This is a genomic window from Rhodoferax sp., from assembly GCF_028715765.1.
Classification (GTDB): domain Bacteria; phylum Pseudomonadota; class Gammaproteobacteria; order Burkholderiales; family Burkholderiaceae_C; genus Rhodoferax.
The window spans coordinates 27,119-41,655 of the sequence record NZ_JAQURE010000010.1 but is presented as its reverse complement, the minus strand read 5'-3'; the positions used below and the strand labels follow the sequence as shown (position 1 = coordinate 41,655).

Genomic DNA, 14,537 nt, shown 5'->3' with positions numbered 1-14,537 from the left:
CTAGGTTGAAAGCAGATCATGCCTGCACGCCGCTGGCTCATTGCCCACCCAGGCCGACAAATCGCCATAGAGCAGCGGCGCCCAGTGTGGCAAGCCGTCTGCCAAGTCGGCATAGCCCTCAAAGGCGCGCTGCAAATAGGCGGACTGCGCCCATTCTCCTGGGAAACGGCCGCCAGGCTGGGTCTCAAAGGTGGTACGGGCGGCCTCGTGCGGGTCTTTGGGGGACTTGTCAGGCGGTAACTGGGCGTTGGCGGCTAGACATTGCAAAAAAGCCCACGCAGTTTTCACCGCCACCGGCAGCGGTTCCGCCCAAGCCTGGGCGTAGGCCTGCACCAGGCGCTTGAGCAGCGCTTGAGCTTGGGGTGCCGGCATGGGGCGCAGCAGCACGTCGCCATCTACCCCCACCAGCACGCTGGTCAGCTGCAAGCCGCTGGCACAACCAGCCAGGTGGCGCACCCAAAGGGTCGTGAGCACATGGCCGCGCACTTGCTCAGCACCGGGCTTGCCTTGCCATAAGGCACCAGGGCGTTCGCACAGTTGCAGGCAAGCCATGGGCACAGCGGTGCTGGGCTCAACGACACTTAGCGCGTTGTGCTGGGCGCTGGTGCCTGGCTGATGCAGCAAGCCGTCCAGCACACCGCTCAGACCAAAGTCATCGTTAAAAGTCAAGTCGATCAACTGCGCTGGCAACGGCTGTGGATAAAGCATTAGCCATGGTGTGCGGCGCGCGCGCACCTGCTCGGCCACGTCTTGCAAGGCACGAGCACTGCGCTCGCCAAAGCCCGCCAGCGGCAGCTGACCTGAGCCTTGCAGCTGCCCCAGGGCTTGGGCAGCGTCGGCCTGGCGCAGCAGCTCGGTGCCCAGCTGGTATTGTTGCAAGGCGTTCAGGGCAAAAGGCTCGTCGGGTTCGGCCAGGTCGGTGAGTTGATCGAGCGTGGTTTGCAGTCGGTTCCGGAAAAACACTTCCACCGGAGCACGCAGCAGGCGCTGCAGGTCTTCCAGCGTTAAATGGTGGGGGCATTCTCCCGCCTCCAACGCTTTATTTTCAGTAGCTACTTGCGCTTGATTCATATGGGCTAGAGCCCAATTTGATGCATAAGTTTGAAACCCAGACCCAGCCTCAAAATAAACCCGCGAAAACGGCTGCAGGGGCTGTGCTTGCGGCGTGTGCGCAGGTTGCCACAGGGCATTCACGTGGTCGAGCAACTGCGCCACCAGCACCGAAGGCGGTCGAGGCGAGTTGTCTGTGGCGCTGCGGCCTTGCCAGCTGACATAAAGCTTTTGGCGCGCTGACAAGAGGGCTTCCAGAAACAGGTAGCGGTCATCTTCACGGCGCGAGCGGTCGCCGGCGCGCCAACTGCTGGCCATCAGGTCAAAGTCGCGCGCGGCTTGTACGCGGGGGTAAGCGCCGTCGTTCATGCCCAGCAGGGCAATCACCTCAAAAGGGATGGAGCGCATCGGCATCAAAGTGCCAAACTGCACGCCGCCGCCAAAAAACCGCTGTTGCAAGCTGTCGCTGTCGATGTTGCCAAGCCAGTGCTCGCGCACCACCTCCAGCGGCAGTGGGGTGACCAGGCTGGCAGCTTCGCAGGCATCCAGCCAGCTTTGCAGCGGCGCGACCAGGCGCGCCAAGGCACGCTCGTCGGCATCGTCAGCCGGCGCAAAAAAGCGCGTCACCAGCTGCGTCAAGATGCGACCCCACTCCAGCGGGGTGTGGTCAAGGCTGAGGTCTTGAAGGGTGTCGGTGGTGGCTTGCAACCAAGCCAGCAGCGAGGTCATCACCGCGGCACTCAGGCCGCTCAAGGCCGGCTGCGCCAGGGTGGCTTGCCACAGCGCGCTGGTGCAGTCGTTGGCTGGCTGCCCTGCCCCGTCCGGGTGAACGTCTTGGCCAGCGCCCAGGGCGTAGCCCAGCAGCAAGCGGCGCAAGCCAAACAGCCAGGTGTTTTGCGCCAGCCCCGGTGTCTGAGCTGGCAAGCCCCAGCTGTGCCGATGCGCGCCATCCAAGCCCCACCGCACCCCGGCAAGCGACAGCCAGTCTTGCAGCACCAACGCGTCAGGTTCCGACAAGTCAAAGCGTTTGCGCACCGCCGCCACCTCAAACAAACCAGACCAATCTTGCAGCGTGAGGCGGGTTTGCGGCAGGTTCAGCAGTTGCTCAAGTGCTTGCACCAGCGGTGTGCTGCGGGCGCTGGCGTCTGCCACTGCGTAAGGGATGTAGCCCGCTTGGCCTGGCTCAAACTGGCCAAACACGGCATCAATGTGGGGGGCAAAGGCGGCCATGTCGGGCACCATCACCATCACAGCGCTGGGGGTCAGCTCGGGGTCGGCATCGAACCAGCCCAGCAAGCGGTCGTGCAGCACCTCAAGCTCGCGCTGGGCGCTGTGGGCGCTGACAAATTCAATCGATTCATCCCAGGCCATGGTTTGCGGTGCTTCTGGCTCGGGGTTCAGGTGCAAGATGTTGGACTGCAGCAGCGCCAGCTGGCTGGCGGGTTGCGCCGGGTCTGTGCTGGCGGGGTCCACAAACACATCGACTTTTGACCAGTGGCGGCGGTATTGCTCTGGGGCGTCAAAGCCGTCGAGCAAGTGCAAATAGTCGCGCCCTTGTTTGCCCCAAGATGCCAACAGCGGGTGGCCTGCGGGTGCAGCATGTGTCGCAGCTTGCCAAACCTTGCTTGCTGAGTTGGCAGCGGCCTCCCCTGCCGCTTGGGCTTGGTGGCTTTGGGGCTTGGCACTTTGGCGGCGGCGCACCTGGGCGCGCAGGGCGGCGTGGCCTTCCACCAGATCGCCCCAAAAATACTGACAGGGGTTTTGCACCAGCATCAGCACCTGGCACACCTGCCCCAAGGCAGCCAGCGCTTGCACCAACTGCATGGGCAAGGACGACACGCCAAACACCACCAGCCGCGCAGGCAAACCCCGCGGAAGCTGGCCGGTGGCCGCATGGCGCTGCGCCACCGCGGTCATGGCCATCAAAAAACGCTCGTGCACCACGGCACGAGAACTGTCTTGCAACGCGCTGCCCACGTCGGCACGCAGATCGCGCCACAACTGGGCTTGCCAGGTTTGCTTGGTCGGAATCTCTCTTTGATCAGACCCAGCGAGCAGGTTGCGGCCTGCCGCCCAGTCGGCCAGCCAATCGGCGCGGTAGCTTTGGTAGCCGTCAAGCACGTCGGCCAGTTGCAAAGCCAGTTGGTACAGCTTGCGCGGCTGCAGCGGCTCGCCCAAATAGCGCTTGAGCGGCGCGTACACCGGGTTTTGCTCACACAGCACAGGCAGCAGGCGCACCAACCGCCAGACCAGGCTGGACTTGTCAAACGGCATGGCGGCGGGCACATCAGCGGCGCCCAATACGGCTCGGTAGACCTGCCACAGAAATGCGCTGGGCAGCGCCATGCGGGTGGCGGCGCAAATGCCCAAGGCCTCTTCTGCACAAAGCGCCCTTTCCAGCCAATGCTTCATGCCGTTGCTTTGCAGCAAAATCACTTCAGGTTCAAGCACGGCCAGGGGCTGCGCTTTGAGCATGTGCACCAGCAGGTCGCGCAGGTCTTCCAGGCGGTTGCCGTGCAGCACCATGAAGCCGCTGGGCAACGTGGAGGCTGATTCGTAGCTAGGCTCGATATTTTTAAGCAAAATCGACCTCTAGCCCTTTATCTATATGCGTAGATAGCTATCAAAAATATTTGAAAGCGGTGGCAAATCCAAGCACAGCCAGCACGACCATGAGCACCGCCAGCAGCACGGTGCGCTTGCGGTTGAGTTCTATGCGCTGGATCAGTTGGGTGTTTTGCTCGGCCAGCGACTGAATCAAGGCGCTTGATTCAAGCATTTGCTGATGCAGCTCGGCAGTGCTTTGTTGAAGGGCAGCAACCTGCGCGTGGAGCGCTGCCAGGGTTGCGTCATGTGAGCGTGGATCAGCCAACTCGGACGCCGCAGTGGCGTTGTCAGGCATGGTTTCAGGCGCAGTTTTTTTACCCACTGAATGCCAGAGTTTTTTGGCACCTTGTGCCACTTTGGGCGCGTTTTCAATCACATCGCCCCAAGGTACCATTTTCAAAACAGTGAGCCAACCAATTGCCATACATCCCTTTCTTGGTCGATGACCTCATGCGCTGCAGAAGCGTTGACGTTGATTTGCAGATGACTCAGACTTGCTGTGAACAAGCCTTTGGCTCCACAAATAAAAAAAACCGCACTACTTTTACGATAGTGCGGTTCTGCTGAATTTTTGGGGTGGCTGATGGGGCTCGAACCCACGACAACAGGAATCACAATCCTGGACTCTACCAACTGAGCTACAGCCACCGTAGAGCTAAATTATACGATCAAACAGGTTCCACTTCGAAAGTTTTAGTCTTTGAAATTCGTGCTCTAACCGAAATTTGATAAGCCTGTTTAAGGTTTGGCGGACGGTGCCGGTACCAATATTTCGGCTTTCAATTGGGCTTTGAGCATGGCCAAAAAGGCTTGAGCCTCAGCCGCGCTCCACCATTGGCTGTATTGTTCTCGATCTTGCTTGGCCGAGGCTTGACTGGCTTCATTGCGGGGCACAATTTTGTTGACCCGAACTACGGTGTAGCCACCTGCACCCTGATCCACACCCACCCAGGCAGGCAGTACGCTGGCATCTGCACGCAATGCTGCATTGAGCACTTGCACCGAGACAGTTTGTGGCAAATCACGCGCAACGAGCATGGCAGGTGAGAGTGGCGTCGCAGGATTTGCACCTTGCTTCCATTGCTTTAATTTTTCTGCCCCATCCGCTTGAGCCAACTTGGCAGCTTGGGCTGCGACGAATTGATCTCGCACTTGTGAACGTACTTCGTCCAACGATTGCACCCGCGCCGGTTGGTAAGACAACACACGCCCAGCCGCAAGCTGATTCACACCCACTTCCAAGGCCTCGGTATTGCGTTTTTGATCTAAAGATTCGGGTGAGAAAATGGTCGAAATAAATTTGCTGCTGGCGAGCACACCCTTGACACCCACCGCGGGTTGACGCGTCAAACGGTCTACCGTTTTGATTTCAAGCTTGAGCTTTTCGGCCACAGGTTTGAGGCTGTCAGACTGCTCATAGACGGTATTGGTGAAAATTTCAGCCACTTCTGCAAATTTGCGTTGCGCTTGCTGGGCTTTCAAATCCGCTTCAATGCCAGGTTTCAATTCTTCAAAACTACGCTGCTTGGGTGATTTGATGTCGGTCAAGGTGATGATGTGGTAACCAAAATCGGACTCGATCACATCACTGATATCCCCTTTTTGCATGGCAAACACGGCATCTTCAAACGGTTTGACCATGGCACCACGGCCAAAAAAGTCCAAATCTCCCCCCTTGGCTGCAGAACCTGGGTCTTGAGAATTTTTCCGCGCAATGTCGGCAAATTTTGCCGGTGTTTCACGCACCTGTTTCAACAACTCCTGGGCTTTTAACTTGGCTTTTTCTTTGTCTGCAGCAGGCGCATCTTTGGCTGCATTGATCAAAATATGGCTGGCTCTGCGCTCTTCAGCGCCGCTTAAACGAGCTGCGTTTTGGTCGTAGTAGGCTTTCAAATCAGCCTCAGAGATTTGAATCCCTTTTTTGACAGCATCCATATCGAGCACAACGTATTCAACCTGCGCATGCTCATTCGTTTTGAACAGCGAGGTGTTGGCTTGGTAATAGGTGTCAAGGTCGGCATCTGTCGGCTTGACTCGCGAGGTGTAATCAGCACCTGCGAAGTGATGCAACTGAATTTCACGCTTTTCAAAAAAAGCATTCAAAGTGACATCCGCAACGGCTGGCGTGGCAAAACTGGTGCCACGCACACCCACTTCAACTTGCTGTCTGGACAAATCTTGCCGCACCCGGTTTTCAAAACCCTCGGGTGTGAGCCCTTGACCTGCAGCCAATTGACGATAGCGCTCCATATCCAGCTTGCCATTGGCCAAACGCAACGAGGCAATGGTGGGGTCTTCTTGGAGATATCTGGCCAAACGTGCATCACTGGTCATCAGTTTGGCCTGGCTGGCAGCTTGAGAAACCACCCGGTCTTTCACCATGCGTTCAAGCGTGGCATAGCGAGCTTCAGGGCTATCTAGCAACTTGGCGTCTACATTGGGCATGGAAGAGCGCAGGCGATCAGACTCGATTTTGTGAGCTGCATCCCATTCAGTTTGGGTGATATCTGTGCCAGCTACGCGAGCCACGGCCACTGATTCTTCTTTCATCCGGTTATAGCCATCAATACCAAACAACACGAAGGATGGAATGATCAGCAAAAACAACAAGATCATCATGATCTTGGTGTGTTTTCGGAAGATATCAAACATGCGCAAACTCTCCTGTGAAGCAACAAAAAAGGCGAACAGAATGTTCGCCTTTGTGATTGTGGTGGGTGATGACGGGCTCGAACCGCCGACCTACGCCTTGTAAGGGCGCCGCTCTACCAACTGAGCTAATCACCCCACCGAAAACCTTTAACTTAATTCAAAGCATCTTTCAACGCTTTACCCGGACGGAACTTAGGAACCTTAGCTGCTTTGATTTTAATCGAAGTTCCAGTGCGGGGATTACGCCCCACACGCGCCGCACGTTTGCCAGCAGCGAACGTGCCAAAACCAACCAAAGACACCGAACCACCATTTTTGAGGGTTGTTTTAACGGCCTCAATGGTGGATTCAAGAGCACGTGCGGCAGATGCCTTGGACATGTCAGCATTGGCTGCAATGTAATCAACTAACTCACTTTTATTCACTACAAACCTCACATGGGGTTAAAAATTATTCTTGAAATGTCTCAAACAATTTGTTTTTTGACAACTTGGCAGGACTGGTGACTGACAAGTGAGAGTGCTTCATGTTTAAACATGGAGGCCTCTTGCGGACGCTGATTCTAGACTGGTTTGCAAAGCCAATAACCATCTTAAAAAAAATTCGAGAAAGCTCAAGCGTTGTTCTTAAAAGCCTGTGCATCTTTAGACATTTCTCATTCAAAGGCTATTTGTGAACAAGACCTATGCCCGCTCAATTTCACTGGCAATGGCTTTTCCAAGATCACTCGTCAATGCGTTCCCACCTAAATCAGGTGTACGAGGCGCATGACTCTGCGGGGTCAAGACCTGCTCAATCGCTGCCAAAACCGCATCATGGGCGGCCTTGAAACCGAGAAAATCTAGCATCAAGGCACCACTCCAAATTTGACCTATGGGGTTAGCAATGCCCTTGCCTGCAATGTCAGGGGCTGAACCATGCACCGGTTCAAACAGCGATGGAAACTTGCGCTCTGGGTTCAGGTTGGCGCTGGGCGCAATGGCAATGGTGCCGGTGCAAGCGGGTCCCAAGTCGCTAAGGATGTCGCCAAACAAATTGCTGCCCACCACCACATCAAAGAAATCAGGCCGCTGGACAAAATGTGCCGTCAAGATATCGATGTGAAATTTATCCACCTTCACATCTGGATAACGTTTGGCCATTTCCAGCACGCGTTCATCCCAAAACGGCATGGTGATGGCAATGCCGTTGCTTTTGGTGGCGCTGGTCAGGTGTTTTTTGGGGCGCGACTGCGCCAGCTCAAACGCATATTTCAACACCCGATCCACCCCCATGCGTGACATCACGGTTTCTTGCAACACGATCTCGCGCTCGGTGCCTGCGTACATGTGCCCGCCGATGCTGGAGTATTCACCCTCGGTGTTTTCACGCACGATCACCATGTCAATTTCGCCCGGCTGACGTGGACTGCCATCACGCCGCACCACTGGGGCAATGATGCCGGGCATCAGCCGCGCCGGGCGCAGATTCACGTATTGGTCAAACTCACGACGAAATTGAAGCAATGAACCCCACAACGACACATGGTCTGGAATTTTTTCCGGCCAACCCACGGCACCAAAGTAAATGGCATCGTGGCCGCCAATCAGGTCTTTCCAGTTGTCTGGCAGCATCTGGCCGTGTTTTTCAAAATAGTCCCAGCTTGAAAAATCGAAGTGGTCAAACTGCAAGTCAATGTCAAATTTGTCAGCGGCTGCCTGCACCGCACGCAAACCTTCGGGCATGACTTCTTTGCCAATGCCATCACCAGCAATGACGGCGATACGTTTTTGACTCATGGCTTTCTTTCAAAACTTTCTTTCAAAAATCAGGGGCGAACAGTCTGGCGCACCACCAAAGCTACACCGACAGCAGTCAGTAGCGTGCCACCCAAGGTGATGGCCGTGATGGGTTCCGCAAACAGCACCCAGGCCATCAGCGCTGTCACCGGCGGCACCAGGTACATCAGGCTGGTAACTGAAGCAGCGGCACCCTTTTGAATCAAAAGGTAAAGCAATGAACTGCCGCCCAGCGTGAGCCCCAGCACCGACCAGGCCAACGCACCCACCAGCTCTGGATGCCAGTCGATGGCCTCTGTTTCAGACAAAGCAAACGGCAAGCTCACCAGCAGCGCCGCCAACAACTGCACGGTGTTGGCACTGCGCACATCACAGGCGGTGACAAAGCGCTTTTGATACAACGTACCCGCAGTGATGCTCAGCAGCGCCCCCATGATCAGCGCCAGGTTCAACACATTGGCTTCGCCGCCGCTGCCAAATTTACGCGACACCACCAGCACCAGTCCGATGAAGCCCAGCACCAACCCTGCCCATTGGCGCGGCACAATGCGATAACCTGTGGAGGCCAGCCAGAGCGCAGTCAACACCGGTTGAAGTCCAACAATCAACGACGACAACCCAGACCCCATGCCCAGTTTGACCGCCGACCACACCCCACCCAAATAACCCGCGTGCATCAACATGCCAGTCAAAGACAGGTGTAGCCATTGGCGGGGTTGCGTGGGCCACTTCACTTTTGCAAGCGTGATCCAGGCCAAAAAACAAACAATGGAAAAGGTGTAACGCAGCACCAGGAATTTCAGTGGCGGCGCGTGCGGCATACCGTAGCGCGCCACAATAAAGCCAGTTGCCCAGATCAGCACAAACACAGCCGGCATGGCCCGAATCAAAGGCCGCTCGACTGCTACCGTCATTTCACCCGCGACCTGATTTCTGGCAAGGCTTTTTGCAGGTAGTAAACCATCGACCACACCGTCATGATGGCGGCGATCCAGATCAGCCAGACGCCCCACGCATGGGTATTGATCTGGCCAAACAGCATGCCGTCAAACAACAAAAACGGAATAGCCACCATTTGTGCGGTGGTTTTGAGCTTGCCGATCATGTGCACCGCCACACTTCTGGAGGCGCCAATTTGCGCCATCCATTCGCGCAAAGCTGAAATGGCAATCTCTCGGCCAATGATGATGAGCCCCACAAACACATCGGCACGACCCAAATGCACCAGCACCAACACGCACGCACAGACCAAAAATTTGTCGGCCACCGGGTCCAAAAAAGCACCGAAAGCCGACACCTGATTGAGCTTGCGTGCCAGGTAACCGTCAAGCCAGTCAGTGGCAGCAAACACCACAAACATCACGGTAGCGATCAGGTTGCGGGTGCCGACATCAATGGGCAAATAAAACACCCCCACAATCAATGGAATCGCCACAATGCGAGCCCAAGTCATGAGGGTGGGAATGGTCCAGAACATGGTTGAATTGTGGCATGACAAGTCAAGTGCAGATTCAAATCTGATGCATGAGTTTTAAACCGCATTGGCTAATGCAACGCCCGGTAGATTTCTTCAGCCAGCTCATGAGAAATCCCCTCAACGGAGGCAATGTCGTCAGTCGATGCCAACGCCACGCCACGCACGCCGCCAAAACGCTGCAACAGCCGCGCCCGGCGCTTGGGTCCGATGCCGGGAATTTCCTCCAGCTTACCGCCGTCCATGCGCACCTTGGCGCGCGCCGCCCGCATGCCGGTGATGGCAAAGCGGTGCGCCTCGTCACGAATTTGCGCCACCAGCATCAAGGCGGCGGAATCTTTGCCCAGGTAAACCTTGTCGCGGCCATCGGCAAACACCAGTTCTTCCAGGCCAATGCGCCGCCCCTCCCCTTTTTCCACGCCGACGATCAACGACAAATCCAACCCGAGCTGCTCAAACACCTCGCGCGCCATGCTTACCTGCCCCTTGCCACCGTCAACCAGCACCAAGTCTGGCAAGCGACCGGTGCCAGCAGGTGTTTCGCCAGATTGCTTGGCTAGGGTCAGCGCTTCGGCCAGCTTGCCGTAGCGGCGCAACAGCACCTGGCGCATGGCGGCGTAATCGTCACCCGGGGTGATGTCATTGATCTTGAACCGGCGGTACTCGGCGTTTTGCATTTTGTGGTGGTGAAACACCACGCACGAGGCTTGGGTGCATTCGCCTGCCGTGTGCGAGATGTCAAAACACTCCACCCGCAGGTCTTCCAGGTTGTCCAGCGCCATGTCCAGTGCCTCCACCAAGGCACGGGTGCGCGCCTGCTGCGAGCCTTCTTCGGCCAACAGCCGCGCCAGCTGCAGCCCGGCATTGGTTTGCGCCATCTCCAGCCAGACACGGCGCTGCTCACGCGGATTGTGTACCGCACTGACCTTGACCCCGGTTTGCTCGGACAAGGCTTGCAGCAGCCCCTTGTCCACCGGCACGCTGACCACCAGCGACGGTGGCGCGGGCACATTCAAATAATGCTGGGCAATGAAGGCATCCAACACCTGCATTTCAACGCTGCGCAAAATGACAGGCACATCAGCCTCGTCCCCGTCTTGCCAATCGGCCGCATCTTCCACATGCACCGGAAAATAAGGCCGGTCACCCAGATGCCGCCCACCACGCACCATGGCCAGGTTGACGCAGGCACGACCGCCTTGCACTTTGACCGCCAAAATATCCACATCACGGTCAGACACGTTGTCGACCGACTGCTGGTGCAGCACATTGGACAGTGCAGCCACCTGGTTGCGCAACTCGGCAGCTTGCTCAAACTCCAGCTTGTCGGCGTGCGCCATCATGCGGGTTTCCAGTTCACGCATGATTTCATGGGTGTCGCCATTCAAAAAGCGCTCGGCGTCGACCTGGTCTTGCGCATAGTCAGCCGCCGTGATGTGACCCACGCAAGGCCCCGAGCAACGTTTGATCTGGTACAGCAAACACGGGCGCGTGCGGTTGGCAAACACCGAGTCTTCACAGGTGCGCAGCCTGAACACTTTTTGCATCAGCAAAATCGCCTCTTTCACCGCCCAGGCACTCGGGTAGGGGCCAAAGTAGTGGTGTTTTTTCTCCACTGCACCTCGGTAATACGAGACGCGCGGGAACCAGTCTGGGTTCACTTTGACGCCTGTAATTTTTAAGTCTTTTTGGACTGTAGCACTTGATATTACAGCGTGAGCAGCTCTGTTTTTTATATCATCTGGCAGCGGCGCGGGGGCGCTGATCTTGAGGTACGGATAGCTTTTATCGTCCCGAAACAAGATGTTGTACTTGGGGTTGAGGGTTTTGATCAGGTTGTTTTCAAGCAGCAGTGCTTCGGCCTCTGAGCGCACCACCGTGGTTTCCAGTCGGGCAATTTTGCTGACCATGTGGCCAATGCGCGTGCCGCCATGGTTTTTGGTGAAATAACTCGACACCCGGCGTTTCAAATTGATGGCTTTGCCCACGTAAAGCACATTGCCCAGGGCATCAAAGTAGCGGTAGACGCCGGGCAGCGCGGGCAAACTGGCCACGTCGCTGAGCACTTGTGCGGGATGTTTGTCCTGAACAGATCCAGAAGCTGCTTCAGGTTCTGTGGGTGCGGGTGAAATGATTTCTGATTCAGACATAGAGGCGTATTGTGGACAATTCAGCCATGCACATGGAATCCCCCTACCCCCAGCTGAACTGGGACATTTTTTGCCAAGTGATCGACAACTTTGGCGATGTTGGCGTGTGTTGGCGGCTGGCCTGTAACTTGGCGCAGCGTGGCCAGACCGTGCGCCTGTGGCTGGACGATGCCACGGCACTGACCTGGATGGCACCACTTGGCGCGCCGGGAGTCACGGTGACGCACTGGAGCACGCCCCTGAACCTCTCAGACATCACCCCAGGCAATGTGTTGGTGGAAGCATTTGGTTGTGAGATAAATCCTGAATTTGTAGCTGCTTACGCTTATCAAATAAAGGCTAGAGGCCTAAAAGATGGGTCAAATCAAAAATGCACCTGGGTCAATCTGGAATACCTGAGCGCCGAGCCCTTTGTGGAGCGCTGCCATGGCCTGCCCTCACCCGTGATGACTGGCCCTGGCCGTGGGTTGAGCAAGCATTTTTTCTACCCAGGCTTCACCACGCACACCGGCGGACTGCTGCGAGAGGCTGACTTGCTGCAACGCCAGACGCAGTTTGACCGGCGCGCCTGGCTGGCCCAACAGGGGTTGCACTGGCAGGGCGAGCGCTTGCTGAGCCTGTTTTGCTACGAGCCTGCCGGGCTTGCCAACCTGCTGGAGCGCTTGGCAAGCGATGACACAGCCACGTGTCTGCTGGTCACCCACGGGCGAGCCAGCGCCGCGGTGCAAGCCATCGTTTCAAGCAAAAATAGCCTTGAACCCTTGTGGAATAAGCGCAATAAGCTCTCATTTTTATACCTCCCCGCACTCTCTCAAGACGATTTTGACCATCTGCTGTGGGCTTGCGATGTGAATTTTGTGCGTGGTGAAGATTCGCTGGTGCGTGCCTTGTGGGCCGGCAAGCCGCTGGTGTGGCACATCTACCCGCAAGACGATGGGGCACATGCCACCAAGCTCAACGCTTTGCTGGACTGGCTACAAGCCCCCCCCACACTGCGCCAATTTCATCTGCATTGGAATGGTTTAGCCTGCACATCAGATGCAGTGGCAAGTTTCCCTGCGGGCTGCCCCGGTTTTTACCCTGAAGACTGGCAAACCTGCGTGCGCCAAGCCCGGGCCAAGTTGCTGGCGCAGCCCACACTGGCAGACCAGTTGATCGGTTTTTGTACAAAAAGCCACTAAAATCTGCGGTTTTGTGGTGTCTGCCTGGGTTGTTCTGAGAATTGACCACGGCTTGAACCACCCTCGCCGCCTGATGCGCGGCCTATTTTTTGCACTTCTCTGCACTGTCTCTTATGAAAATCGCTCAAGAAATCCGCGCCGGCAACGTCATCATGCACGGCAAAGACCCCATGGTTGTCCTGAAAACCGAATACAGCCGCGGTGGCCGCAACTCAGCCACTGTTCGCATGAAAATGAAAAGCCTGATTGCCAACTTCAACACCGAAGTGGTGTTCAAGGCTGACGACAAACTTGACCAAGTCATTTTGGACAAAAAAGACTGCACCTATTCTTACTTTGCTGACCCCATGTACATCTGCATGGATGAGGAATACAACCAATACGAAGTCGAAGCAGAAAACATGGGCGACTCGCTCAACTACCTTGAAGACGGCATGCCGCTTGAAGTGGTGTTTTACGACGGCAAAGCGATCTCGGTTGAACTGCCCACCAGCGTGGTGCGTGAAATCACCTGGACCGAGCCAGCCGTGAAAGGCGATACCTCTGGCAAGGTGCTGAAACCCGCCAAAATTGCCACTGGGTTCGAGATTGGTGTGCCAATTTTTGTTGCCCAAGGTGACAAGGTTGAAATCGACACCCGCACTGGCGAATACCGCAAACGGGTTTAAACCTGAGAGCTGTTGTGCTCATCGCGTTTTAAAAGGCTTCCTTGAGAAGCCTTTTTTGTGCCCAAAAAAATCAAACCTCATGGAAAACACCAAATCCCTCCCCAACCTGCTCACCGAACAGCGCCTGGCCGATGCCTGGGCTGATGTGCTCAACTTTCCGGCAGATGCTACTGTGCTTCGCCCCAACGCCCATCGCCTGGCTTTTGCCGACCCTGAATTTCTATTGCGCCGCGAAAGCCGGGGGGTGCGCATGCAACTCGAAATGCTCAAGCCTGACCTGGGGCAATCTGAACAAGGCATACACAACACGGTGGTGGTGTTCGGTAGCGCCCGCTTTTTGGATCCGGCGTCGGCACAAACCCAGCTGCTTGAGGCAGAAAAATCAGGCGATCCACAGTCTATTGCGATGGCTCAAAAACAAGTGCGCAATGCTCAGCACTACGAACAAGCCCGACTGTTTGGCCAATTGGTGGCGAAATACAGCGCCACGCAGCCAGAAGAACACCAGTTGTTTGTGTGCACGGGCGGCGGCCCGGGCATCATGGAAGCCGCCAACCGTGGCGCACAAGAGATGGGCGCGCCCACCGTGGGGCTGAACATTGCACTGCCCCATGAGCAACATGCCAACCCTTACGTCACACCCAGTTTGAGCTTTAAGTTTCATTACTTTGCACTGCGCAAAATGCACTTCATGATTCGCGCCAAAGCATTGGTGGCTTTTCCTGGTGGCTTTGGTACGCTGGATGAACTTTTTGAAGTCATCACGTTGGTGCAAACTAAAAAGGCGCAGCCCGTGCCGATTGTGTTGTTTGGCAGTGTCTACTGGCGGCGCTTGATCAACTTTGAGGCCATGGTGGAAGAAGGTGTGATTTCACCCACAGACCTGGACCTGTTTCACTTTGTCGACAGCCCGGCAGATGCATGGTCAGTCATTCAAAGCTTCTACCGGCTGTGACAAACGGCAATATGAAGTCTCA

Annotated in this window: 11 protein-coding genes and 2 tRNA genes; 3 read left to right on the top strand and 10 right to left on the bottom strand. The window is 56.2% G+C overall.

Features of this window, described 5'->3' with window-relative positions:
* From recC to uvrC, 10 genes are all read right to left on the bottom strand, one after another.
* On the bottom strand, positions 1-3,633 hold the full coding sequence (recC, locus tag PHT20_RS05615) for an exodeoxyribonuclease V subunit gamma (RefSeq protein WP_301019777.1): 3,633 nt from the start codon (positions 3,631-3,633) through the stop codon (positions 1-3).
* Positions 3,634-3,673: 40 nt separating this feature from the next.
* Entirely contained in the window at positions 3,674-4,057 is a 384-nt protein-coding gene (locus PHT20_RS05610) for a hypothetical protein (RefSeq protein ID WP_301019776.1), read from the bottom strand.
* 172 nt (positions 4,058-4,229) lie between these two features.
* A tRNA-His gene (locus PHT20_RS05605) sits at positions 4,230-4,305 on the bottom strand.
* A 90-nt stretch (positions 4,306-4,395) separates the two neighbouring features.
* Positions 4,396-6,309 (bottom strand): SurA N-terminal domain-containing protein, encoded by a 1,914-nt coding sequence (locus tag PHT20_RS05600; RefSeq protein ID WP_301019775.1) that lies wholly within the window; start codon positions 6,307-6,309, stop codon positions 4,396-4,398.
* Between the two features lie 59 nt (positions 6,310-6,368).
* Positions 6,369-6,444 (bottom strand) — tRNA-Val (locus PHT20_RS05595).
* A gap of 17 nt (positions 6,445-6,461) precedes the next feature.
* Positions 6,462-6,734: an HU family DNA-binding protein gene (locus PHT20_RS05590; RefSeq protein WP_301019774.1), complete on the bottom strand. Its 273-nt coding sequence runs from the start codon at positions 6,732-6,734 to the stop codon at positions 6,462-6,464.
* Between the two features lie 258 nt (positions 6,735-6,992).
* On the bottom strand, positions 6,993-8,087 hold the full coding sequence (locus PHT20_RS05585) for a tartrate dehydrogenase (protein WP_301019773.1): 1,095 nt from the start codon (positions 8,085-8,087) through the stop codon (positions 6,993-6,995).
* A 29-nt stretch (positions 8,088-8,116) separates the two neighbouring features.
* The gene (locus PHT20_RS05580) at positions 8,117-9,001 is read right to left on the bottom strand and encodes a DMT family transporter (RefSeq protein ID WP_301019772.1); all 885 of its coding nucleotides are present in this window, start codon (positions 8,999-9,001) and stop codon (positions 8,117-8,119) included.
* A complete protein-coding gene (pgsA, locus tag PHT20_RS05575; protein WP_301019771.1) occupies positions 8,998-9,564 on the bottom strand; it encodes a CDP-diacylglycerol--glycerol-3-phosphate 3-phosphatidyltransferase in 567 nt (188 codons plus the stop codon). Before pgsA ends, PHT20_RS05580 begins: the two co-directional genes overlap by 4 nt.
* Positions 9,565-9,632: 68 nt before the next feature.
* Positions 9,633-11,711, bottom strand: coding sequence for an excinuclease ABC subunit UvrC (gene uvrC / locus PHT20_RS05570; protein ID WP_301019770.1), 2,079 nt, complete (start codon positions 11,709-11,711; stop codon positions 9,633-9,635).
* 32 nt (positions 11,712-11,743) lie between these two features.
* Here uvrC and earP point away from each other — a divergent pair, with 32 nt between their 5' ends.
* From earP to PHT20_RS05555, 3 genes are all read left to right on the top strand, one after another.
* Positions 11,744-12,892 (top strand): elongation factor P maturation arginine rhamnosyltransferase EarP, encoded by a 1,149-nt coding sequence (earP, locus tag PHT20_RS05565; protein WP_301019800.1) that lies wholly within the window; start codon positions 11,744-11,746, stop codon positions 12,890-12,892.
* Positions 12,893-13,005: 113 nt separating this feature from the next.
* Entirely contained in the window at positions 13,006-13,560 is a 555-nt protein-coding gene (gene efp / locus PHT20_RS05560; protein WP_300087007.1) for an elongation factor P, read from the top strand.
* Between the two features lie 79 nt (positions 13,561-13,639).
* Complete coding sequence (locus PHT20_RS05555) at positions 13,640-14,515, top strand: TIGR00730 family Rossman fold protein (RefSeq protein ID WP_301019769.1); 876 nt, start codon at positions 13,640-13,642, stop codon at positions 14,513-14,515.
* Positions 14,516-14,537 lie beyond the last annotated feature (22 nt).